The organism is Amycolatopsis sp. NPDC051372, from assembly GCF_040682095.1.
Taxonomy (GTDB): Bacteria; Actinomycetota; Actinomycetes; order Mycobacteriales; family Pseudonocardiaceae; genus Amycolatopsis.
This window is the reverse complement of sequence record NZ_JBFBAF010000015.1, coordinates 1-21,674: the sequence shown is the minus strand read 5'-3', so window position 1 is coordinate 21,674 and position 21,674 is coordinate 1. Positions and strand designations below refer to the sequence as shown.

Annotated in this window: 19 protein-coding genes and 1 pseudogene; 9 read left to right on the top strand and 11 right to left on the bottom strand. The window is 71.0% G+C overall.

Annotated features, from left to right (window positions below; genetic code table 11):
• Nucleotides 1–26 precede the first annotated feature (26 nt).
• From AB0M56_RS22800 to AB0M56_RS22785, 4 genes are all read right to left on the bottom strand, one after another.
• Complete coding sequence (locus AB0M56_RS22800; protein WP_364179316.1) at nt 27–917, bottom strand: amino acid ABC transporter permease; 891 nt, start codon at nt 915–917, stop codon at nt 27–29.
• Nucleotides 914–1,561, bottom strand: a complete 648-nt coding sequence (locus AB0M56_RS22795; RefSeq protein WP_220238096.1) for an amino acid ABC transporter permease — start codon at nt 1,559–1,561, stop codon at nt 914–916. The genes AB0M56_RS22800 and AB0M56_RS22795 overlap by 4 nt, the downstream gene beginning before the upstream one ends.
• An 84-nt stretch (nt 1,562–1,645) precedes the next feature.
• Nucleotides 1,646–2,560, bottom strand: coding sequence for a glutamate ABC transporter substrate-binding protein (locus tag AB0M56_RS22790; RefSeq protein WP_364179313.1), 915 nt, complete (start codon nt 2,558–2,560; stop codon nt 1,646–1,648).
• An 80-nt stretch (nt 2,561–2,640) separates the two neighbouring features.
• Nucleotides 2,641–3,369, bottom strand: a complete 729-nt coding sequence (locus AB0M56_RS22785) for an amino acid ABC transporter ATP-binding protein (protein WP_364179609.1) — start codon at nt 3,367–3,369, stop codon at nt 2,641–2,643.
• 344 nt (nt 3,370–3,713) lie between these two features.
• Between AB0M56_RS22785 and AB0M56_RS22780 the strand changes: the two genes are divergently transcribed.
• Nucleotides 3,714–4,382: a response regulator transcription factor gene (locus AB0M56_RS22780; protein WP_220238098.1), complete on the top strand. Its 669-nt coding sequence runs from the start codon at nt 3,714–3,716 to the stop codon at nt 4,380–4,382.
• A 2-nt stretch (nt 4,383–4,384) separates the two neighbouring features.
• Nucleotides 4,385–5,782 (top strand): HAMP domain-containing sensor histidine kinase, encoded by a 1,398-nt coding sequence (locus AB0M56_RS22775; RefSeq protein WP_364179311.1) that lies wholly within the window; start codon nt 4,385–4,387, stop codon nt 5,780–5,782.
• On the opposite strand, the gene AB0M56_RS22770 is transcribed toward AB0M56_RS22775, so the two are convergent.
• The 3 genes and pseudogenes from AB0M56_RS22770 to AB0M56_RS22760 all read right to left on the bottom strand — a co-directional run.
• A complete protein-coding gene (locus tag AB0M56_RS22770) occupies nt 5,779–6,708 on the bottom strand; it encodes a TAXI family TRAP transporter solute-binding subunit (protein ID WP_364179608.1) in 930 nt (309 codons plus the stop codon). The two genes, AB0M56_RS22775 and AB0M56_RS22770, sit on opposite strands and share 4 nt — an antisense overlap.
• Nucleotides 6,709–6,749: 41 nt before the next feature.
• A complete protein-coding gene (locus tag AB0M56_RS22765) occupies nt 6,750–7,034 on the bottom strand; it encodes a DUF1963 domain-containing protein (protein ID WP_364179606.1) in 285 nt (94 codons plus the stop codon).
• A gap of 187 nt (nt 7,035–7,221) precedes the next feature.
• Nucleotides 7,222–7,458: pseudogene (locus tag AB0M56_RS22760) on the bottom strand (DUF1963 domain-containing protein); the annotation flags it as partial.
• Nucleotides 7,459–7,715: 257 nt separating this feature from the next.
• On the opposite strand from AB0M56_RS22760, the gene miaB reads away from it, so the two are divergent.
• Nucleotides 7,716–9,203: a tRNA (N6-isopentenyl adenosine(37)-C2)-methylthiotransferase MiaB gene (gene miaB / locus AB0M56_RS22755; protein ID WP_364179604.1), complete on the top strand. Its 1,488-nt coding sequence runs from the start codon at nt 7,716–7,718 to the stop codon at nt 9,201–9,203.
• On the top strand, nt 9,200–9,676 hold the full coding sequence (locus tag AB0M56_RS22750; protein WP_220238102.1) for a hypothetical protein: 477 nt from the start codon (nt 9,200–9,202) through the stop codon (nt 9,674–9,676). Before miaB ends, AB0M56_RS22750 begins: the two co-directional genes overlap by 4 nt.
• Nucleotides 9,677–9,970: 294 nt before the next feature.
• On the opposite strand, the gene AB0M56_RS22745 is transcribed toward AB0M56_RS22750, so the two are convergent.
• The gene (locus tag AB0M56_RS22745; protein WP_364179309.1) at nt 9,971–11,284 is read right to left on the bottom strand and encodes a DUF349 domain-containing protein; all 1,314 of its coding nucleotides are present in this window, start codon (nt 11,282–11,284) and stop codon (nt 9,971–9,973) included.
• A gap of 218 nt (nt 11,285–11,502) precedes the next feature.
• On the opposite strand from AB0M56_RS22745, the gene miaA reads away from it, so the two are divergent.
• Nucleotides 11,503–12,423: a tRNA (adenosine(37)-N6)-dimethylallyltransferase MiaA gene (gene miaA, locus AB0M56_RS22740; RefSeq protein WP_364179307.1), complete on the top strand. Its 921-nt coding sequence runs from the start codon at nt 11,503–11,505 to the stop codon at nt 12,421–12,423.
• A gap of 10 nt (nt 12,424–12,433) precedes the next feature.
• The gene (dapF, locus tag AB0M56_RS22735; protein WP_364179305.1) at nt 12,434–13,261 is read left to right on the top strand and encodes a diaminopimelate epimerase; all 828 of its coding nucleotides are present in this window, start codon (nt 12,434–12,436) and stop codon (nt 13,259–13,261) included.
• Nucleotides 13,262–13,283: 22 nt separating this feature from the next.
• Here the strand turns inward: dapF and valS are convergent, their stop codons facing one another.
• Both valS and AB0M56_RS22725 read right to left on the bottom strand, forming a co-directional pair.
• Nucleotides 13,284–15,815: a valine--tRNA ligase gene (gene valS / locus AB0M56_RS22730; protein ID WP_364179303.1), complete on the bottom strand. Its 2,532-nt coding sequence runs from the start codon at nt 15,813–15,815 to the stop codon at nt 13,284–13,286.
• A 9-nt stretch (nt 15,816–15,824) separates the two neighbouring features.
• A complete protein-coding gene (locus AB0M56_RS22725) occupies nt 15,825–17,078 on the bottom strand; it encodes an MFS transporter (RefSeq protein WP_364179301.1) in 1,254 nt (417 codons plus the stop codon).
• A gap of 63 nt (nt 17,079–17,141) precedes the next feature.
• Between AB0M56_RS22725 and AB0M56_RS22720 the strand changes: the two genes are divergently transcribed.
• From AB0M56_RS22720 to AB0M56_RS22710, 3 genes are read left to right on the top strand one after another with little or no spacing between them, the layout of a single operon-like run.
• Nucleotides 17,142–17,645 (top strand): winged helix-turn-helix domain-containing protein, encoded by a 504-nt coding sequence (locus tag AB0M56_RS22720; RefSeq protein WP_364179300.1) that lies wholly within the window; start codon nt 17,142–17,144, stop codon nt 17,643–17,645.
• Nucleotides 17,646–17,687: 42 nt separating this feature from the next.
• On the top strand, nt 17,688–19,121 hold the full coding sequence (gene hflX, locus AB0M56_RS22715; protein ID WP_364179298.1) for a GTPase HflX: 1,434 nt from the start codon (nt 17,688–17,690) through the stop codon (nt 19,119–19,121).
• Between the two features lie 53 nt (nt 19,122–19,174).
• Nucleotides 19,175–20,200 carry a hypothetical protein gene (locus AB0M56_RS22710; protein ID WP_364179297.1) on the top strand — a complete coding sequence of 342 codons (1,026 nt, stop codon included), beginning with the start codon at nt 19,175–19,177 and terminating at the stop codon, nt 20,198–20,200.
• 274 nt (nt 20,201–20,474) lie between these two features.
• On the opposite strand, the gene lexA is transcribed toward AB0M56_RS22710, so the two are convergent.
• The gene (lexA, locus tag AB0M56_RS22705) at nt 20,475–21,191 is read right to left on the bottom strand and encodes a transcriptional repressor LexA (protein ID WP_364179295.1); all 717 of its coding nucleotides are present in this window, start codon (nt 21,189–21,191) and stop codon (nt 20,475–20,477) included.
• Nucleotides 21,192–21,674: the final 483 nt, after the last annotated feature.

Here is a 21,674-nt window from a genome sequence, read left to right as displayed (position 1 = left end):
CGGGGGCCTTTCGCGTACCTCGTTCGTCAGATGCCGCCGGCGGCGACACCACCGCCCGCGGCGTTGCCGAGCATGACCTGCTCCGCCTTGTTGTCCGTCAACTCGATGTGCTTCTTGCTCCGCCGGTTGCGCTTCTCGACCCACGTCGCGAGCAGCGTCAGCAGCAGGCACATCACGATGTAGATGCCGGCCGCCACGATGGTCGACGGCACGATCGGGCGCCCGAACGCACCCTGCGAGCCGATGTAGCGCGCGTAGTACAGCAGCTCGGGGTACGTGACCAGGAAGCCGAGCGCGGTGTCCTTGAGCAGCACCACGAGCTGGCTGATGATCGTGGGCAGCATCGCACGGATCGCCTGCGGCAGCAGCACCGTGAACATGACCTGCGTCTTGCGCATGCCCAGCGCGTACGCCGCTTCCGACTGGCCCTTCGGCAGCGAGTTGATGCCGGCGCGGAAGATCTCCGCGAGCACGGAACCGTTGTACAGCGTCAAGCCCAGCACCACGGCGAACAGCGGTGAGGTGTCGACGCCGACCGTCGGCAGGCCGTAGTAGAAGAGGAACATCAGGATCAGCAGCGGGATCGCGCGGAAGAACTCCACGACGAACGTGGAGATCCCGCGGATCCACGTGTGCTCGGACAGCCGTCCGGCGGCGAAAACCGCGCCGAAGATCAGGGCGAATACCGCTCCGAGTGCGAACGCCTCGAGCGTGGCGAGCACGGCGTTGGCGAGGTCCGACTGCACCTGCGAGTACTCCAGCCACGCCCACTTCTGCGGGGTGAACTGGCCGCTGTCGGCGAAGCTGAAGACCACGAAAGCGATCAGGGCGATCACCAGGAGGATGCCGATCCCGGCGTAGATACGGTGCCGTACCCGTGACTTCGGGCCGGGGACGTCGAACAGGACGCTGCTCATCGGGCCACGCTCCAGCGCTTCTCCAGGCTGCGTTGAACGAACGACAGCACTGCGACCAGGATGATGAACCCGAGCGCCACCCACAGGAGGGCGACCAGCTGGCTGTCGCCGCGCTCGGAGATGTACTGGCGGATCGCACCCGCCTCGGCGACGGAGAACCCGCCCGCGATCGTGCTGTTCTTGAGCAGCGCGATCAGCGTGCTGATCAGGGGCGGCACGACCGACCGCAGGGACTGCGGTAGCACGACCTGGCCGAGGATCTGGCCGAAGGTGAGGCCGAGTGCGCGCGCCGCCTCGGCCTGGCCGACCGGCACGGTGTTGATGCCCGAGCGCACGACCTCGCAGATGAACGCGGACGTGTACACCGTAAGCGACACCACCGCGGCGGTGAAGTAGTCGATCCTGACGATGTCCAGCAGCGGGTAGGCGAACACGAAGAACGCGAACACCAGCGTGAGCGGTGTGTTACGCACGATGGTGACGTAGGCCGTGCCGATCGCGCGGAACACCGGAACCGGGCTCACCCGCAGCATCGCCAGGATCGTGCCGAACACGAGGCTGCCGACGGCGGAGATGAGGAACAGTTCGATCGTGCGCAGGAAGAACGGACCGAAGAGGTCCAGATTGTCGAGCAGGACGTCCATGGAGCCTTCCCCGCGTCCGTGGGCCGGAAGATTACGTGGAGCGACCGGTGGACGGAGGCCCCGTCCACCGGCCGTGAAACCGGATCAGTAGCGCTGGATGGTCGGCTTCGTCGCGGTCGCGCCGGACTGGCCGAGGGTGGCGTCGTAGATCTTCTGCCACGTGCCGTCGTCGAGGCTGGCCTGCAGCAGGTCGTCGATCTTCGTGCGCAGCACCTTGTCGTCCTTGTTCAGGCCGATGCCGTAGGGCTCCTGCGAGAACGGCTTGCCGACGACCCGCAGGTTCGCCTTGTCCTGCGCCGCGTAGCCCTTGAGGATCGCGTCGTCCGTGGTGAGGGCGTCGACCTCCTTGGTCAGAAGCTTGTCCACGCACTGCGAGTACTTCTGGAACTCGACGATGTTGCTCGGCTCCGTCAGGCCCTGGTCACGCACGCGCTGGATCGGGGTCGACCCCGTCACCGAGCAGACCTTCTTGCCCTTCAACGTTTCCGGGCCGGTGATCGACGTGTCGTCCGCGCGCACCAGCAGGTCCTGACCGGCCTGGAAGTACGGCCCGGCGAACGAGACCAGGTTCTTGCGCTTGTCGGTGATCGTGTAGGTGCCGACGTAGTAGTCGACCTGGCCGTTGGCGATGGCCTGCTCACGCGCGGCCGAGTCTACCGTGGTGAACTTGATCTTGTCCGGGGCGATGCCGAGACCGGCGGCCACCATCCGGGCGATCTCGATGTCGAAGCCCTGGAACTGGCCCGTCGTCGGGTCCTTCTGGCCGAGGCCCGGCTGGTCGTCCTTGACGCCGACGGTGACGGTGCCGGCCGACTTGATCTTCGCGAAGACCGGCGAGCCGGCCAGGTCGACGTTCTGCGCCACGGTGTAGGTCGGCAGGGCGGCGGTGTTCGCGCCACTGGTGTCGCCACCGGGGGCCGCGGGCGTGCCTTCCTTGCCGCAAGCGGTCAGCAGCAGGCCGCCGGCGAGCAGCCCTGCCGCGAGGGTGCGGATCCTCATAACGTGTCTCCTGTATCTGTCGTCGGTATGGCCGGTGCGGCCACCGGGTACGGCAGGTGCCGGGGAAAATCCGGTAATCGTCAGTGGGTGAGGATCTTGCCGAGGAAGTCCTTCGCCCGGTCGCTCTTCGGCTGGGTGAAGAACTCGTCCGGCGTGGTGTCCTCGACGATCTCGCCGTCGTCCATGAAGATCACCCGATCAGCTGCCCGGCGGGCGAACCCCATTTCGTGGGTGACCACGAGCATGGTCATGCCGTCCTTGGCCAGGCCGGTCATCACGTCGAGCACCTCCTGGACCATCTCCGGGTCCAGCGCCGAGGTGGGCTCGTCGAACAACATCACCTTGGGGCGCATCGCGAGCGCTCGGGCGATGGCCACACGCTGCTGCTGGCCGCCCGAGAGCTGGGCCGGGTACTTGTCCGCCTGGTTCGCGATGCCGACCCGCTCGAGCAGTTCCATCGCGGTCTTGCGCGCGTCGGCGGAGGACATCTTGCGGACCTTCACCGGCGCGAGCATCACGTTCTCGAGGATCGTCTTGTGCGCGAACAGGTTGAACGACTGGAAGACCATGCCGACATCCGCGCGCAGCGCCGCGAGCGCCTTGCCCTCGGCAGGCAGGGGCAGGCCGTCGACGGCGATCTCGCCCGCGTTGATCGGCTCCAGCCGGTTGATGGCGCGGCACAGCGTCGACTTGCCCGACCCGGACGGCCCGAGCACGACCACCACTTGGCCGCGAGGCACCTCGAGGTTGATCTCCTTCAGCACGTGCAGGTCGCCGAAGAACTTGTTCACGGCGGTCGCCTTGATCATCGGCGCCGCCACCTCCGCGGTCATCTGGCCTCCAGAGCTCCTTCACAACCGGCATCTGCGGGACCGGATCCCACGTCGATGGCGGAAACCTACTCCCGTCGGACCCTTTGTAAAGGCGGCTTGAGCAATACTTAGGGTTTCAAGTACGTATCGACTTCCGGCGCCGTCCGGGCTGGTCGGCGGCCTTCCGCCCTGCTCAGCCTAGCCACGACCGCCTCCGGGCATCACGCGATGCGGGTCAGAAGGGTGACGGAGAGTGATCCTTCGTGCCCTGTCGTGGTCGCTGTCGGGTGCCCCCTAGAGTTCCTCGCTACCGTGGGCTGGATCACCGGGGGAGGCGAGCGGTGCGGGTGCTGCTGGTGGAGGACGACGACCGGGTCGCGGGCGCCCTCGTGCCCGCGCTGACGCGGCGCGGCCTGGAGATGCAACGGCTGGCCTCGGGCGCCGGCGTGCTGGACCGCGTGCACGACGTGGACGTGGTGCTGCTCGACCTCGGGCTGCCCGACGTCGACGGCGTGGTGCTGTGCCGGCGCATCCGCGCGGTCAGCGACGTCGCCGTGATCGTGGTGTCGGCGCGCGGCGAGGTCGACGACCGGGTGCAGGGGCTGCGCGCGGGCGCCGACGACTACCTCGTGAAGCCCTACGACGTGGAGGAACTGCTCGCGCGCGTCGAAGCCGTGCGACGCCGTCGTGGCGAGCGCACCGACGGGCCCGCCCCGGTGATCGAGGTCGGCGACGTGAGCATCGACCTCGCGCGCCACGAGGTGCTCGTGGCCGGGCAGTCGATCGCCTTGTCCCGCAAGGAGTTCCAGGTCCTCGCGCTCGTCGCGGGCGCGCGTGGCTCGGTGTGCTCGCGCGAGCACGTGCTCACCGAAGTGTGGGGCCACCGGGGCGCGGCCGAGAGCCGTTCGCTCGACGTCCACGTGGCCACGTTGCGCACGAAACTCGGGCGCCCGGCGCTGATCGAGACCGTCCGCGGCGTCGGGTACCGCCTCGGCGGCGGGCGGGGCTGAGCATGCGCGTCCGCCTCCAGGGGATCGTGGTCACGCTCGTCGCACTGCTGGTGTTCGGGCTCGGCATCCCCCTGGCGCTGACGATGGCGGGCAGCTTGCAGCAGAACCTGTTCCTCGACCGCCTCACCGACACCGCGCGGTTCGCGTCGCTCGCGCAACGGCCGCTGATCGACAACCGGCCCGCGCTGCTGGAGCCGGAGCTGCGCCGCTACACCGAGGTCTACGGCGTGAAGGTCGTGGTCGTGAACCAGGACGGCGTCGCGGTACTCAGCTCGCTGGGCGGCACCGACGCGGCGCGGATCGACCGCTCGGCCATCGCGGCCCCCGTGAACGAGGCCCTCGCCGGCCGGCACCCGGAGCCCGGCCCGCTGCTGATGCCCTGGACGACGGCCCCGCTGGTGCTGGCCGAGCCGATCCTCATCGACGGCGAGGTGCGCGGCGTCGTCGTCACGGAGTCCTCGACCGACCACGTGCGCACGCGGCTGCTGTGGCAGTGGCTCGTACTCGCGGCGGGCGCGGTGGTGGCGTTCGGGCTCGCGCTGCTGGTCGCGATCCCGGTGGTGCGCTGGACGCTGCGGCCCGTGCGCCGGCTCGACGAAGCGACGGGCGCGCTGGTGGCGGCCGTGGTGAGCGGGCGCGAGGCTGAACCGGTGGGGGAGAGCGGCGGGCCGCCTGAGCTGCGGAAACTCGGCCGTTCGTTCGACCGGATGGCGGCGAGCGTGTCGGAGGCGCTGGCCGCGCAGCGGGCGTTCGTCGCCGACGCGTCGCACCAGCTGCGCAACCCGCTGACGGCGTTGAAGCTGCGGCTGGGCAACCTCGAGGGCCACGTGGACGACGAAACCGCGGCCGCCGACCTCGACGCCGCCCGCGTGGACGCCGGCCGGCTCAACCAGATCCTCGACGAGCTGCTGTCGATGGCCCGCGCCGAGGCGGCGGGCGGTGAGCTCGTGGCGGAGGACCTCGGTGCCGTGGTCGCCGACCGTGTCGCCGACTGGAGTGTGGTGGGTGCGGCGCGTGACGTCGCGCTGGAAACCGAGGCCGACGTCAACGGCGCCCGGGTGCTGCTGCCGCCGCGGGGGCTCGAGGTGATCCTGGACGCGCTGATCGACAACGCGCTCAAGTTCACCGGCCAGGGCACTTCGGTGCACGTCTCGGCCGTACACGGTGGAGACGGGGTGACCCTGGCGGTGCGGGACCATGGGCCGGGCCTGCGCGAGGACGAGCTGGACCGCGCCGTGGACCGCTTCTGGCGCAGCAGCGCGCACCAGAACGTGCCCGGCTCGGGCCTGGGCCTCGCGATCGTGCGCGAGATCGTCCGCCACTCCGGCGGCGACATGCGCCTGTCCCTGCCGGACGGCGGCGGGCTGCGGATCGAGCTGGACCTGCGGGTCGCGCCCTAGACCTTGAGGCTTCGGTAATAGGTGAGCGCACCCGGGTGCAGGGGCAGCGGCTCCGTCTCGATGCCCGGGTGGACGTCGATCGACAGGGCCGCGCTGTTGGCCTGCGCGAGGGCGGGGCGGGCGTCGTAGAGGCCGCGGGTGAGGGCTTCGGCGACGTCGTCGGCCATTTTCGTGGGGACGACGAGGAAGTTGGGGACCACGAGCGTGGTCACGGGGCCGGCCTGGTTGTAGGTACTGCCCGGGATGGTGGCGGTGCTGTAGACGGGGCTGTAGGCCTGCATGCCTTCCTGCAGGCTGGCCATGTCGAGCAGGCGCAGGCCGACTTTCTGCGTGTACTGCGTGATCAGCGGCGTCGGCAGGCCGCCGGACCAGAACAAGGCGTCGAGCTGGTGGTTTTCGAGGGCTTTGAGGGAGTCTCCGAGGCCCAGTTGCTGCACGCTCACGGAGTCGGTCAGCCCGGCGACGGCCAGCACGCGGTTGGCGATGTACTCGACCCCGGACTCGGGCGAGCCGACCGCGATGTGGCGGCCCTTGAGCATCGACACCGACGTATAAGGCGAGTCGGCGCGCACGACGATGTGCAGGTAGTCGTCGTGGATGCGCGCCAGCGCGGTCAGCTGGCCTGGGTGCTGCGTGGCGGCCTCCGCGGCGAGGTCGGCCGCGACGAAAGCCACGTCGGCGCCCCCGGCCAGCACGAGGTTGAGGTTGTCGCGCGAGCCCTGCGTCGCCAGGACCTCCGGCCGGGCGATGCCCAGGTCCTTGGCCCACGCGTCGGCGAGCGGCCGGGCGAGGTCGTTGTACACGCCGCCGACCGCGCCGGTCGCGATCCGCAGGTGCAGGCCCTCGAAGCTCGGGCCGCACGCGGCCGTGAGCCCCGCCACGAGCACTGTCGCGAGCAGCGCCGTGACCTTCCGCTTCCACCCCATGGAGTGGATCGTGCCAGACGCGCACCGCGTGCGTTCGCGGCTCAGGTGCACTGCATCGTGAACCGGGCCGCGTCGAACCTCCCCGCCGCGAGGTCGTCGGACCGGATCACCCAGTAGATCGTGCCGACGTCGCCCCACATCATGTCGACCTCGTCGTCGCTGTCGAACTGGGCGAGCAGCACCCAGCTCGCGCCTTCCTCGGCGAGGGCGGGGTCGCGGCGGCCGCCGCCGAGCGCCATCACGGCGACCTCCGTCTCCGCGGCGTCCTGGATCGCCGTGCCGTAACCGCCGATCTGGTGCCGGTGGTCTGCTCGGTCTCGGCCCAGGCGAGCTCGCCGAGCACCCCGGGCGGACCGCTTTCAGCAGCGGAGCCCCCGCCGTGGTGGCGGTGCTGTCGAGCAGCACGTGACCGACGTCCGGGGCCGAGCCGACGACCCGCGCGTACAGGTCGCGGCGCGGGTACGCGAGGTGCTCGACGGGCGCGGCCCGCTCGGCGGCCGGCGTGCCCGCCGGGACGAAGATCACCTTGTGCCCGTCGAGGTCCTCGCCGTACGCGGGTTCGTCGTCGTCCTCGTCGTACCGGCCGTCGAAGTAGAAGAACAGCAGCGTGCCGGCCTCCGTCAGGATTTCGAGGTCGCGGTGCAGCGCGGCGCAGTCCACCGACGCGATGAACGTGAGCGGTCCCCGTTCGCCCCACGTCGGCCACACCACGTCGGCGGGCAGCGCCGGGTCGCCACCCCGCTGCCCCACGGGAGTCCCGTCCCCCTCCGCGACGAGGTGCGCACCGGGGCGCAGCAGCCCCAGCCACGCGTCGACGGCCTCGGCGGGCAGGTGCTCGCGGGCGAGGGCCGTGAGCCGTTCTCTCCATGCGGTCACGGAGGGATCATCGCAGCGCACACCGACAAAAACCGCGCGCGGGACGAGCGGAGCGAGATCCGGCCGGGACCGTGTTCAACCAGGTGGGCGGCGTCTTCACCGAGGTCGGCGGGGGTTACCCTGGCTACCTGATGACCGAGAATCGCAAGACCTTCCAGATCCGCACCTTCGGCTGCCAGATGAACGTGCACGACTCGGAACGGCTCGCCGGTCAGCTCGAGGAGGCCGGGTACGTCCCCGCGAGCGCGGAGGCGAAGCCGGACCTGGTCGTGTTCAACACCTGCGCGGTGCGTGAGAACGCGGACAACAAGCTGTACGGCACCCTGGGCCACCTGCGCCCGGACAAGATCGCCAACCCCGACATGCAGATTGCCGTGGGCGGGTGCCTGGCGCAGAAGGACCGCGGGGACATCGTCAAGCGCGCCCCGTGGGTCGACGTCGTGTTCGGCACGCACAACATCGGCTCGCTGCCGACGCTGCTGGAGCGCGCCCGGCACAACGCCGAGGCCGAGGTGGAGATCCTCGAGTCGCTCGAGACGTTCCCCTCCACACTGCCCGCGCGCCGCGAGTCGTCGTACGCGAGCTGGGTGTCGGTTTCGGTGGGGTGCAACAACACCTGCACGTTCTGCATCGTGCCGTCGTTGCGGGGCAAGGAACGCGACCGCCGCCCGGGCGAGATTCTGGCCGAGGTCGAGGCGCTCGTGGCCGAGGGCGTGCTGGAGGTGACGCTGCTGGGGCAGAACGTGAACTCCTACGGCGTCGAGTTCGGCGACCGGCTGGCCTTCGGCAAGCTGCTGCGCGCGACCGGCGGGATCAGCGGCCTGGAGCGCGTGCGGTTCACCTCGCCGCACCCCGCGGCGTTCACCTCCGACGTGATCGACGCGATGGCCGAGACCGCCAACGTCTGCCACCAGTTGCACATGCCACTGCAGTCGGGTTCGGACCGGGTGCTGCGCGAGATGCGACGTTCGTACCGCTCCGGGCGCTACCTGAAAATCCTCGACGAGGTGCGCGCGGCGATGCCCGACGCGGCGATCACCACCGACATCATCGTCGGCTTCCCGGGCGAGACCGAAGAAGACTTCCAGGCGACGCTCGACGTGGTGCGCGAGGCGCGGTTCTCCAGCGCGTTCACGTTCCAGTACTCGAAGCGCCCCGGCACGCCGGCCGCGACGATGGCCGACCAGCTGCCGAAGGAGGTCGTGCAGGAGCGCTACGACCGGCTCGTGCAGCTGCAGAACGAGATCTCCTGGGCGGAGAACAAGAAGCTGGTCGGGAGCAAGGTCGAGCTGCTCGTGGCCGCGGGCGAGGGCCGCAAGGACGCCGAGACGCACCGCATGAGCGGCCGCGCCCGCGACGGGCGGCTCGTGCACTTCACGCCCGCCGGGTCCGTTGTGGACCGTGCGGTGCGCCCGGGCGACGTCGTCGAGACAGTGATCACCTACGGCGCCCCGCACCACCTGGTCGCCGACGGCGATCTCCTGACGCACCGCCGCACCACGGCGGGCGACAACGCCGAAGCCGGTCTTCGGCCCAAGACGAGCGGGGTCACGCTGGGACTTCCGGGCTTCGGAGCCCCGGCCGTCGAGCCGGCCCCGGTGAGTGGGTGTGCGCTGTGAGCGAGCCAGGAACGCCGGCCGAGGTCGACGAGGAGCTGACCGACCAGATCGACCAGGCGGGAGCGCGCGCGTCCCGCACCGTCGAGCTCGGCCGCCGCGGCTTCTACATCGCCGTGTTCATCGTTGTGCTGCTCGTGGCGCAGTTCCTGCCCTGGGTCGGCGACCACGCGGGCTACCAGGTCCTCCAAGGCGCCGGCGGCGGCATCCCGCAGCTGTTCGCCGCGACGTCCACGGGCATCGGCGTCCTCGCCGGCGCGGTCGGCGTGGCGACGCGCCGCTGGTGGGTCGCCTGGTGCTGCGCGGCCGGCGGCTGGTTCGCCTCGGTGGACGGGCTGCTGTCAGTGTGGTCTCAGCAGTCGGCCCACGCGAACGGCGCCGTCGGCGGCGGGCCGGGGATCGGGATGATCGTCGCGTGGATCGCCACGATCGTCCTGGCGACGATGTGGATGAGGACGGCTTTCTCGCGAGCTTGAGGTTCACGGGCTTGTCGGGTGGAAGCCTCGTCGCGGCTTGATCCGACGGCGTGGTGGTCCCTGTCGCGCCGCTCGTGATGCGGTTTTTGTCGTGCCGGAATGAGAGAATCGAAACCAGGGGTCCCCCTGGGCGGTCGTGAAGGGACCCTTCATTCCTTCAGTCCGCGCTCGCCCACACCGCGCGCGGCGAGCGAATCTCCTGAACACCCATCGCGACCACAACCCACCCGAACGATCGAAAAGGGCCGCCCCCGGTGGAAAATCCGGGAGCGGCCCTTTTCGAAGAACCAGCGGTCAGCGATCCGCCACAGCGGCTTCCGCCGCTTCCATCCACTCGCGCCACTGGGCGGCCTGCTCGTCGGCCTTGCGGGCGCGGCGCTCGTCGCCCGCGGCGCGGGCCTTGGCGGCCTGCGACTCGAACTGTTCGACGCGCTCGCGGAACTGGGCGGCGCGGGCCTGGGCCTCCGGGTCGGTGCGGCGCCAGCGGCTGTCCTCGGCGGACTTGACGGCGTCCTGGACCGTCTTGAGCCGACCGTCGAGCTCGCGGATGCGTTCGCGCGGGACCTTGCCGATCTCGTCCCACTGTTCCTGGATGCGGCGCAGCGCGGACTTGGCGGCGTCGAGGTTGGCGGCGACGTCGATCTTCTCCGCCTCGACCAGCAGCTCTTCCTTGCGGGCGGCGTTGCCGGCGAACTCGGCGTCGCGCTCGGTGAACACCGCCGAGCGGCGGGCGAAGAAGGCGTCCTGGGCCGCGCGGAAGCGCTGCCACAGGGCCTCGTCGCTGTCCTTGGGTGCGCGGCCGGCCGCGCGCCACTCGGCCATGAGTTCCTTGTAGCGGCCGGCGGTGGCGCCCCAGTCGTCGGACTCGGCGAGCGACTCGGCCTCGGCGATGAGCTCTTCCTTGCGGTGCTTGGCGCCTGCGCGCTGCTTGTCCAGCTCCGCGAAGTGCGAGCCGCGGCGGCGGTTGAACGCCTCGCGGGCCTTGGAGAACCGCTTCCACAGCTCGTCGTCGGTCTTGCGGTCGACGCCCTTGACCGTCTTCCACTCGTCCAGGATCGTGCGCAGCCGGTCGCCCGCGACCTTCCACTGGGTCGATTCGGCGGCGATCTTCTCCGCCTCCTCGGCCAGCTCCTGCTTGCGCGAAACGGCGGCAGCGCGGGCCTCCTCGCGCTCCTGCTTGACCTTGCCCAGCGCCTTCTCGGCGGCGGCGATCACGTATTCGACGCGCGCGGCCAGCGCGACGAGGTCACCGACCACCGCCGACTCGGCCAGCCCGTCGCGGATCTGCGTGGCGTTCGACAGCGCGTGCTTCGGGTCGCCGACGCCCGAGCTCAGCCGGGTTTCCAGCAGCTCGACCTCGGTGCGCACGTCGTCGAAGCGGCGGGCGTAGTGCAGGAGCCCTTCGTCGGGCGTGCCCGCCTGCCAGACCCCGACCGCGCGCTCGCCGTCGGCGGTGAAAACGAAGACGGTGCCCTCGGCGTCGACCCGGCCCCAGGTGGACGGGCTGGGCTCGGCGGCCGGCACCGGGGGTGCGGTCTGGGCGCTGCCGGGCGCGTGGGGCACCGGGTGCGGTGCCGGGGTGCCGCTGGACGTGTTCTCCTGGGCCATCGCAGGCTCCTTATCGCCTGTACGCCCGCTGGTGCGGGCGCCCCGCGTGCTGCGGGGCCGGGTTACGCGGTGGTGCTTCCGGGGGCATGGGGCCCCAGCGGCATTCAAGCAGCTCAGCGCCTGCTGTGGTACTGGATGAGCCACCTGAAGCCAGTGATCCTACTTCTCCTTGACGCTCCGTGTCGGCGGTCCTCCCCGTCCAGGTACCCTCGGCCAGCGTGATCAGCCCTGCTCAGCCGCCTCGTCCGGTGGCCGTCGTCGGTCCCACGGCCACCGGGAAGACGGCGCTGGCCGTGGAGCTCGCCCTCGCCCTCGGCGGTGAGGTCGTGAACGCCGACGCGCTCCAGCTCTACCGCGGCATGGACCTCGGCACGGCCAAGGCCACCGAAGCCGAGCGGCGCGGCGTGCCCCACCACCTGCTCGACGTCCTCGAGGTCACCGAGACCGCGTCTGTCGCCGCCTACCAGCGAGACGCCCGCCGCGTGATCGAAGACCTGCTCGCCGCCGGCCGCGTGCCCGTCCTGACCGGCGGCTCGGGCCTCTACGTGCAGGCCGTGCTCGACGACCTGAAGTTCCCCGGCACCGACCCCGCCGTCCGGGCCCGGCTCGAAGCCGAGGCCACCGAACGCGGCACGGCGACCCTGTACGCGCGGCTGGCCGAAAAAGACCCCGTGGCGGCTGCCGCCATCCTGCCCACGAACACCCGCCGGATCGTGCGCGCGCTGGAGGTCATGGAGCTCACCGGAGAGCCCTTCTCCGCGAACCTGCCCAAGCCCGGCCCCGCCCGCTACGGCACGGTGCTGGTCGGCATCGACCGCGAAGCCACTGAGCTCGACGGGCGCGTCGACCTGCGCGTGGCGCGAATGTTCGAGGCCGGGCTCGTCGACGAGGTGCGGGAGCTCGAAGCCCGCGGCCTACGCGAGGGCAAGACGGCGTCCCGGGCGCTGGGCTACCAGCAGGTGCTCGCCGAGTTCGACGGCGAAGGCGATTTCGCGGCGGCCGCCGCGGCGACCGCACAGGCCACCCGCCGCTTCGTCCGGCGGCAACGCTCCTGGTTCCGCCGCGACAAGCGGATCCAGTGGTTCGACGGCGCCTCCCCCGACCTGGCCGCGCGCGTGCACGACGCCCTGGCCCAGTAATCTTGTCCCCATGGGCGGCATCGAGTTTCTCAAGGGCCACGGCACACAGAACGACTTCGTGCTGCTGCCCGACGCGTCCGGCCGCCTCGACCTCACGGCGGAGCGCGTGGCGGCCCTGTGCGACCGCCGGCGGGGCCTGGGCGCCGACGGCGTGCTGCGCGTGGTGCGTGCCAACGCGCTGGGTGAGGCGTCCGAGGGCGAGTGGTTCATGGACTACCGCAACGCCGACGGCTCGATCGCCGAGATGTGCGGCAACGGCGTGCGCGTGTTCGCCCGCTACCTCGTCGACGCCGGCTTGGCGGGCGACGGCCGCTTCACCGTCGGCACCCGCGCGGGTGACCGGCCGGTGGTGGTCCATCCCGACCGCTCCGTGACGGTGGGCATGGGCCCGGCGACGATCACCGGCACCTCCGTCACGGTGGTGGCCGGGAGCCCGTTCTCCGGCGTGGCCGTGGACGTCGGCAACCCGCACCTGGTGTCGGTGCTCGACGACGACGTCGCCGACCTCGACCTGCGCGACCAGCCCGACTTCGACCACGACGTGTTCCCGACCGGCGTGAACCTCGAGTTCGTGAACCTGCTCGGCGAGGGCGCGCTGCGCATGCGCGTCCACGAGCGCGGCGTGGGGGAGACGCGCTCGTGCGGCACCGGCACGGTGGCCGCCGTCGCGGCCGCGCTGCACCTCGCCGGCACCGACACGGGGGAGTCCACAGTGGACATCCCCGGCGGCCGCGTGGTCGTGACCGTCGAACGCGGCGCCGCCACCCTCACCGGCCCGGCGGAGATCGTCGCGCGCGGTGAGCTCGACGAAGCCTGGTGGGCCGCCGCCGGGGCGTGAGCCACACCCCGGCAGCAGCGCGTCAGCCCACCGTCACCTCGACGGCCAGCTCGCCGTCACCCGGACGAGTGGTCACGGCGGAGATCACCCCGGCCGCGCGCACATCGTCCGACACCGCCGCGAACCCGCTGAGCAGTTCGTCGGACGCGCTCACCGTCAACGTTTCGACAGCCGAGCGCATCGACACCTTCGCGTCCGTCTTGGCCCGCCGCACGGCCGCGATCACCGAGCCGGCCAGCGGTAGCAGGGCGACGTCACCGTCGACCCCCGGTGCTTCCGGCCACGGCGCGCGGTGCACCGAACCCTCCTGCCACCACGACCAGACCTCCTCGGCCGTGTAAGGCAGCACCGGCGCGAACAGCCGCACCAGCACCGAAAGCGCGGTCGTCAGCGCCGCGCGGGCCGAGTCCGCGGCCGCCTCGCCGCGATCGCCGTACGCGCGGGCCTTGACCAGCTCGACGTAGTCGTCGCAGAAGGTCCAGAAGAAGGTCTCCGTGATCTGCAGCGCCCGCGCCTGGTCCAGGCCTTCGAACGCCGCCGTCGCCTCGGTGACCACGCGCGCGAGCGCGGCGAGCACCGACCGGTCCAGCGGTTCCGTCACGGAAGCCCCCGGCGTGGGCAGGCCGAGGCCGAGCACGAACCGGCTCACGTTGAGCAGCTTCGTCGCCAGGCGCCGCCCGACCTTCATCTGGCCCTGGTCCTCGGCCGTGTCGACGCCGGGGCGCGCGCTCGCCGCCCAGTAGCGCACGGCGTCGGGCCCGAACTGGTCCAGCAGCGCCGCGGGCGTGACGACGTTGCCCGTGGACTTCGACATCTTCTTGCGGTCCGGGTCGAGCACCCAGCCGGAGATCACGGCGTCGCGCCACGGCAGCACGTGCTCTTCCAACTCGGCTCGCACGGTGGTGGAGAACAGCCAGGTGCGGATGATCTCGTGCGCCTGCGGCCGCAGCGAGTACGGGAACACGCGGCGGAACAGGTCGTCGTCGAGGCTCCAGCGCCCGGCGATCTGCGGCGTGAGCGACGACGTGGCCCACGTGTCCATCACGTCCACCTCGCCCGCGAACCCGCCCGGCTTCCCGCGCTGGTCCTCGGTGTAGCCCGGCGGCACGTCGGTGCTCGGGTCCACGGGCAGGGCCGCGTCCGAAGCCACCAGCACGGCTTCGTGGTCGGGCTCGCCGTGCTCGTCGAGCGGGTACCAGACCGGAATCGGCACGCCGAAGAACCGCTGGCGGCTCACGAGCCAGTCGGACGTGAGGCCCTCGGTCCAGGCGCGGAAGCGGACCTCCATGTGCGGGGGCACCCAGTTGAGCTCGCCGCCGCGATCGAGCAGCTTCGCGCGCAGCTCTTCGTCGCGCCCGCCGTTGGTGAGGTACCACTGGCGGCTCGTGACGATCTCGAGCGGCCGGTCGCCCTTCTCGTAGAACTTCACCGCGTGGGTGATCGTCCGCGGCTCACCGCGCAGCGACCCGTCGGCGCGCAGCGCCTCGACGAGGAGCTGGCGTCCCGTGTGGACGGTCTTGCCGGCCAGCGGGGCATACGCCTCGGCGGGTACCCCGCGCGGCGGCTCGGACAGGAACCGCCCGTCGCGCCCCAGCACTGGGCGGGTCTCCAGCCGCAGCGCGCGCCACCACGTGACGTCGGTGGTGTCGCCGAAGGTGCAGACCATCGCGATGCCGGTGCCCTTTTCGGGATCGGCGAGGTGGTGCGCGTGCACCGGCACGTCGACGCCGAACACGGGCGTGCGCACGGTTTTCCCGACCAGGTCGCGGTACCGCTCGTCGTCCGGGTGGGCCACGAGTGCGACGCACGCGGGCAGCAGTTCGGGCCGGGTGGTGGAGATCAGCACCTCGGCGCCTTCGCCCGTGCGGAACACGAGGTCGTGGTACGCGCCGGGCCGCTCGCGGTCCTCCAATTCGGCCTGCGCGACGGCGGTGCGGAACGTGGTGTCCCACAACGTCGGCGCCTCGGCCTGGTAGGCCTCGCCGCGCGCGAGGTTGCGCAGGAAGGCGCGCTGGGAGATCTCCGTGGTGGCCGGGTCGATGGTCTGGTACGCCAGCGTCCAGTCCACCGACAGCCCGACGCGGCGCCAGACGTCCTCGAAGACCTTCTCGTCCTGTTCGGACAGCGTGCGGCACAGCTCCACGAAGTTGCGGCGCGACACCGGGATCACGTCCTTGCCGGGCTTGGCCGGCGGCGTGAACGATGGGTCGTAGGGCAGGGCCGGCTCGCAGCGCACGCCGTAGTGGTTCTGCACTCGCCGTTCGGTGGGCAGGCCATTGTCGTCCCAGCCGACGGGGTAGAACACCTCACGCCCGCGCATGCGCTGGTAGCGCGCGAGGACGTCGGTGTGCGTGTAGGAGAACACGTGCCCGATGTGCAGCGAACCGCTCGCCGTGAGCGGCGGCGTGTCGATCGAGTAGATGGCTTCGCGCGGCTTCGTGCGGTCGAAGCGGTGGACGCCGTCCCGCTCCCATACCGCTACCCACTTGTCCTCCAAACCGTCGACACCGACCTTGTCCGGGACACGAGGGCTGGGCTGCGGAGTAACGTTCATGAACCAACTCTAGGCGGGCGCTGGCATCGCTTTCTCGCCCACCGGCAGGTCACGCATGTGCCGCAGCGGCGAGCAAACCACCCACAGCGCCGCGGCGAGTTGGCCGATCACCGCCGCCCACAGGGCACCGGTCAGTCCCAGCGCCTCGCCGAGCGCGCCGCCCAGCAGCCCGCCGAGCGGCATCGTGCCCCACACGACGAACCGCACGCTCGCGTTCATCCGCCCGAGCAGCCGGTCGGGGGTGATCGCCTGGCGGTAGGAGACCTGCGCGACGTTGTAGAGGATCACGCCGAACCCGGCGAGCGCCAGGCCGAAACCGGCGAGCGGCACGCGCCAGCCGGGCCCCGCGAGCGGCACGAGAAGGTTGCCCGGCCACACGAGCATCGGCAGGAGCCAGATCGAGCGCGCCTGCCCGACGCGCCGGATGATCGCGCCGGCGAACAGCGCGCCGAGGATCCCGCCGATGCCGCCGACGGCCAGCAGCCCGCCGACCGCCGCGGGCGGGAGCCCGGCCGTGCGCGTCAGGAACAGCACCTGCACGGCCTGCGCGGCGGCGCCGAACAGGTTCGCGGTGGCGGTGCACGCGACGATGGCGCGCAGCGGCTTGTCGGTGAACACGAACTTGAGGCCCTCGATCATCTGTGGCACCAGGCGTTCGTGGCCGGTTTTCTCGGGTAGCTGCTCGACTGTGCGGATCCGCCAGAGGCACAACGCGGACGCGAGGTAACCGAGACCGGTGACCAGCACCGTGCTGGCGGCGCCGACGAACTGCACCAGCACGCCCGCCGCGCTCGGCCCCGCGATCTGGGCCGAGGACTGCACGCCCTGCAGCTTCGCGTTGCCCTCCAGCAGCCGGTCGCGGCCCACGAGCGCGGGCAGGTAGGCCTGGTAGGAGACGTCGAAGAACACCGTGCCGATGCCCACGAACAGCACGACCACGATGAGCTGGACCATCGTCAGCCCGCCCGCCCACCACGTCAGCGGGATGCTCAGGATCAGCGCCGCGCGGGCCAGGTCGGCCGTGAGCATCACCGGCCGCTTGCGCAACCGGTCCACCCACACACCCGCCGGCAGGCCGATGAGCAGGAAGCCCAGCGTCTCGGCCGTGGTCAGCAAGCCCATCTCGAACGGCGTCGCCGCGAGCGTCACCGCCGCCAGCAGCGGGATCGCCGTGACGCCGACGAAGGTGCCGAGCTGGCTCGCCGTGTCGCCGGCGAACAGCCGGCGGAAGTCGGCGTGGAAGAGGAGGGAGTCCCGATTCACCCGATCGAGTGTCGGCGAGTGATTGGAAAGTGTCAATCACTTTGCCGTGCTTACGCTGTGCGGGTGCCGACCTCACGACGCCCTTCGACGGAGGCCGAGGCTGCCGCGCTCGCGTCCGGAATACGCCTGCGCATCATCCGGTTGACGTCCTTCGAGGCGATGACCAACAAGGAGCTGGCCGAGCGGCTCGGCCGCGACCCGGCCACCACACTGCACCACGTGCGTCGCCTGGTCGAAACGGGTTTTCTCACTCCGCTGGAAGAGCGCCGAGGCGCTCGCGGGGCCAAGGAGATCCCGTACCGGTCCACCGGCCTGTCCTGGCAGCTCGACAACGGCACGGCGGTCGCGTCCGTCGGCCAGGCCATGCTCGAGGCCTACCTCGCCGAGATGGGGGAGGCCGACGCCGCCGAGGTCGACTCCAGCCGGCTCGTCTTCCAGGTCGCGCCGGCCGAGGTCGCCGAGTTCAAGGACCGGCTCACGCAGCTGCTCGAGGAGTTCCGGGAACGGCCCGCGGAGCCTGGCGCCGACCGCACCGCCATCTACGTATCGATCTATCCCAGCAGGTAATCACTCGGCTCCCGCGCCGAATCGTGGGAGCATGGAGGCACGATGACAGAACTGACACACGAAGACCTGTACGACGACGACCCGTCGACCGGTGAGATGGAGCTCGAGGACCGCGCCTCGCTCCGCCGCGTCGCAGGCCTGTCGACCGAACTCACGGACGTCACCGAGGTCGAATACCGCCAGCTGCGGCTGGAGCGCGTCGTGCTGGTCGGCGTGTGGACCGAAGGCACCGCCGAGCAGTCGGAAGCCTCCCTCGCCGAGCTGGCGAGGCTGGCCGAGACCGCCGGTTCCGAGGTGCTCGAGGGTCTCGTCCAGCGGCGCGCCAAGCCCGACCCGGCGACCTACGTCGGCTCCGGCAAGGTGCGGGAGCTGCGCGACGTGGTCGTGGCGTCCGGCGCCGACACGGTGATCTGCGACGGCGAGCTCTCGCCCGGCCAGCTGCGCCAGCTCGAGGAGAAGGTCAAGGTCAAGGTGATCGACCGGACCGCCCTGATCCTCGACATCTTCGCGCAGCACGCCCGCTCCAAGGAGGGCAAGGCCCAGGTCGAGCTGGCCCAGCTGCAGTACCTCATCCCGCGGCTTCGCGGTTGGGGTGCGTCGCTGTCCCGGCAGGCCGGTGGTCGCGCCGGTGGCGCCAACGGCGGTGTGGGCCTGCGCGGTCCCGGTGAGACGAAGCTCGAAACCGACCGCCGGCGGATCAACAAGCGCGTGTCCAAGCTGCGCCGCGAGATCGCCGCGATGGACACCATCCGCGAGACCAAGCGCGGCCGGCGGGTGGCCAACGAGGTGCCCAGCATCGCGATCGTCGGCTACACCAACGCCGGCAAGTCGAGCCTGCTCAACGCGCTGACCGGCGCGGGGGTGCTGGTGGAAGACGCGCTGTTCGCCACCCTGGACCCGACCACGCGCCGGGCCCAGACGGCCGACGGGCGCACCTTCACCCTCACCGACACCGTCGGGTTCGTGCGACACCTGCCGCACCAGTTGGTGGACGCGTTCCGCTCGACGCTGGAGGAGGCGGCCGACGCCGACCTGCTGCTGCACGTCGTCGACGGGGCCGACCCGGCGCCCGAGGAGCAGGTGAACGCCGTGCGCGAGGTGCTCGGCGAAATCACCCGCACCCGCAAGGAGCCGCTGCCGCCCGAGCTGCTCGTGATCAACAAGGCCGACGCGGCCGACCAGGTCACGCTGGCGCGGCTGCGCCACCAGCTGGCGGGTTCCGTACTGGTGTCCGCCCGGACCGGCGCCGGTATCCCGGAGCTGGCCGAGGTGCTCGCCGACCGGCTGCCGCGGCCGCAGGTCGTGGTCGAGGCGCTGGTCCCCTACTCGCGGGGCGAGCTCGTGGCCCGTGCGCACTCGGACGGCGAGGTGCTCGAGGAGGAGCACGTCGCCGACGGCACGAGGCTCCTCGTGCGAGTCCACCCGGACCTCGCGGCGGCTTTGCGCCGGTACGAAACCAACTCCTCGGCGCTCTGAACGTCTTCCGTAGTGTGCGGCCGGACCGGGCCGCACACTACGGAGGTGAGCTGGTGCGGGTCGTCCTCGCGGTGACGGCGGTTTTGCTGGTGCTGGGCGCTGTGCCCGCTGCTGCCGCGGCGCCACCACCGGCGCCCGAATCGCTGTGCAAGGTCACCGACTCGCGGCTGGGGGAGCTCTCCGGCCTCGTCTCCGACGGCGAGCACTGGTACGCGATCAACGACGGCGGCACGAAAGTGCAGGTCTTCGTCCTCGACCACTCTTGCAAGGTGCAGAAGGTGCTGTCGGCGAGCACCGACCCGTACGACGTCGAGGACCTCGCACGCGCGGCCGACGGCACCCTGTGGCTCTCGGACACCGGCGACAACAGCCACAAGCGCACGACGGTGGCGCTGATGGAGATGAAACCTTCGGGCGGCAGCGTGACGCTGCACCGCCTGACCTACCCCGACGGGCCGCACGACACCGAGGCCCTGCTGCTCGACCGGTCAGGCACGCCGTACCTGATCACCAAGGAAGTGCTGGGCGATGCCGCCGTCTACCGGCCGACCGGTCCGTTGGCCTCACCGGGGCCGACGAAGCTGGAGAAGGTCGGTTCGCTGACCATCCACGACACCGACACGGTGGGCGGGCCAGTGGGCGCGTTCGGGTCCGTGCTGGTCACGGGTGGTGCCACCAGTGCCGATGGCAGCGTCGTGGCCCTGCGCACCTACACCGACGCCTACCTGTACGCGGCTCCGGATGGCGACGTACTCGAGGCGCTCAAACGCAACCCCGTGCGGATCCCGCTGCCGAACGAGAAGCAGGGCGAAGCGCTCGCTTTCGAACCCGACGGCACACTGCTGTCCGGCGGCGAAGGCGTCGGCCAGCCCATCCGAGCGGTGAAAAACGCGACGGCTCTGGTGGCGGGTGCCGCTGCGCCGCAGCGTGAAGCGTCCAAGCCCGCCGCTTCCGGCGCGACCGGCGGCTCGGACGACTCGTCCGGGCTGCCGCTGCTGCCGGTGGTCGGTATCGCGGTGGTCGTGGTGCTGATCGGCTGGTTCCTGCTCAGCCGGCTGCGTCGCCGCCCGCGCCGCTGAGTTCTGACCGCTGAGTTCTGACCGCTGAGTTCTGACCGCTGAGTTCTGGCCGCTGAGGTCCGCTCCGGGGAGGCAACCGGGGCACGGTGCGCACAGCGGGAAGACCACAACGCAGGACCATTCAGCACACGGACCACTCAGCACACGAACCACGCAGCGGACCGCACGGCACCGTCCACACCGGACACCGGGAAGCTCCCGCCCGCGGCGCGGGGACGATCGAGGCCGGGCATCCTCGTCGCCGGCCCGCGGCCGCGTGGGTGGGCTCCCGGGTCTAGAGGCGCCGCAGGACCGCGACGACCTTGCCGAGGATGGTGGCGTCGTCGCCGGGGATCGGCTCGTACGCCTCGTTGTGCGGCATCAGCCAGACGTGGCCGTCCTTGCGCTTGAACGTCTTCACCGTGGCCTCGCCGTCGATCATGGCGGCCACGATGTCGCCGTTCTCCGCGGCGGGCTGCTGGCGGACCACGACCCAGTCGCCGTCGGTGATCGCGGCGTCGACCATCGAGTCGCCGGTGACGCTGAGCAGGAAGAGCTCACCTTCGCCGACGATCTCGCGCGGCAGCGGGAAGACGTCCTCGATCGCCTGCTCGGCCAGCACCGGGCCACCGGCCGCGATCCGGCCGACCAGCGGCACGTACGCCGCCTTCGGCATGGACGGCTGCTGGTCGATGTCGATGCCCATCGGGTTGTCGTCCGTCGTCGACAGGACGCCCACGGCCCGCGGCCGGTTCGCGTCGCGGCGCAGGTAACCCTTGCGCTGCAGCGCCTTCAGCTGGTGGGACACCGACGAGGTCGACGTGAGCCCCACGGCCTCGCCGATCTCGCGGACGCTCGGCGGGTAGCCGAACCGGCTCACCCAAGTGCGAATCACGTCCAGCACCTGCTGTTGCCGCACGGTCAGCGTCTCGTCCACGTCGTAGACCTCGGGCAAGGCCGTCACCTTGCCCGAGCCACCGGGCGTGGTGCCCGCCTTGCTCTCCTTCGCCACTGTGTGTCGCCTCCCAGCCGTTCGCGGTCGCCTCGCCGGCGTGCCGCGCGTTCCCGCGTGCGCCGGCCGGCTCCCGCGGACGCGGGTGCCCTCGCCGGCGACATCTGCCCGGCAGATGTCCTGGTCACCGACGTTAGCCCACCGAGCGTGACGATTTCAAACATCTGTTCGATCGACACGCCGTGTCCTCTCGATTTTGTCGGTGCGGGGTGGTAGACCTTCGCACGGACGTTCGATAGAACGCCTGTTCGACCTGAACCGCATTGTCGCCGGTGAGAGCACCGGACCGGGCTCGGATCGAACCGATCAGCAGGTCAGAAGGAGGTTCGCCATGTCGATTCTGGCAGACCGCGGGATCGTCCGCCCGCTCCGGCCCGTCCGGCAGGCCGCCGCCCCGGCTCGGGTTCCCTCGGGTCCCGCCGCACCCGTTCGCGGTACGCGCGAGCGCCGTGGCGAGCCGCTGCGGCCGCCGACGCGCGCCCG

What these genes read in the sequence shown, in the direction of transcription:
- AB0M56_RS22800 (WP_364179316.1), bottom strand. Translation starts at nt 917, where the DNA reads ATGAGCAGCGTCCTGTTCGACGTCCCCGGCCCGAAGTCACGGGTACGG.
- AB0M56_RS22795 (WP_220238096.1), bottom strand. Translation starts at nt 1,561, where the DNA reads ATGGACGTCCTGCTCGACAATCTGGACCTCTTCGGTCCGTTCTTCCTG.
- AB0M56_RS22790 (WP_364179313.1), bottom strand. Translation starts at nt 2,560, where the DNA reads ATGAGGATCCGCACCCTCGCGGCAGGGCTGCTCGCCGGCGGCCTGCTG.
- AB0M56_RS22785 (WP_364179609.1), bottom strand. Translation starts at nt 3,369, where the DNA reads ATGATCAAGGCGACCGCCGTGAACAAGTTCTTCGGCGACCTGCACGTG.
- AB0M56_RS22775 (WP_364179311.1), top strand. Translation starts at nt 4,385, where the DNA reads ATGCGCGTCCGCCTCCAGGGGATCGTGGTCACGCTCGTCGCACTGCTG.
- AB0M56_RS22770 (WP_364179608.1), bottom strand. Translation starts at nt 6,708, where the DNA reads ATGGGGTGGAAGCGGAAGGTCACGGCGCTGCTCGCGACAGTGCTCGTG.
- miaB (WP_364179604.1), top strand. Translation starts at nt 7,716, where the DNA reads ATGACCGAGAATCGCAAGACCTTCCAGATCCGCACCTTCGGCTGCCAG.
- AB0M56_RS22745 (WP_364179309.1), bottom strand. Translation starts at nt 11,284, where the DNA reads ATGGCCCAGGAGAACACGTCCAGCGGCACCCCGGCACCGCACCCGGTG.
- dapF (WP_364179305.1), top strand. Translation starts at nt 12,434, where the DNA reads ATGGGCGGCATCGAGTTTCTCAAGGGCCACGGCACACAGAACGACTTC.
- valS (WP_364179303.1), bottom strand. Translation starts at nt 15,815, where the DNA reads ATGAACGTTACTCCGCAGCCCAGCCCTCGTGTCCCGGACAAGGTCGGT.
- hflX (WP_364179298.1), top strand. Translation starts at nt 17,688, where the DNA reads ATGACAGAACTGACACACGAAGACCTGTACGACGACGACCCGTCGACC.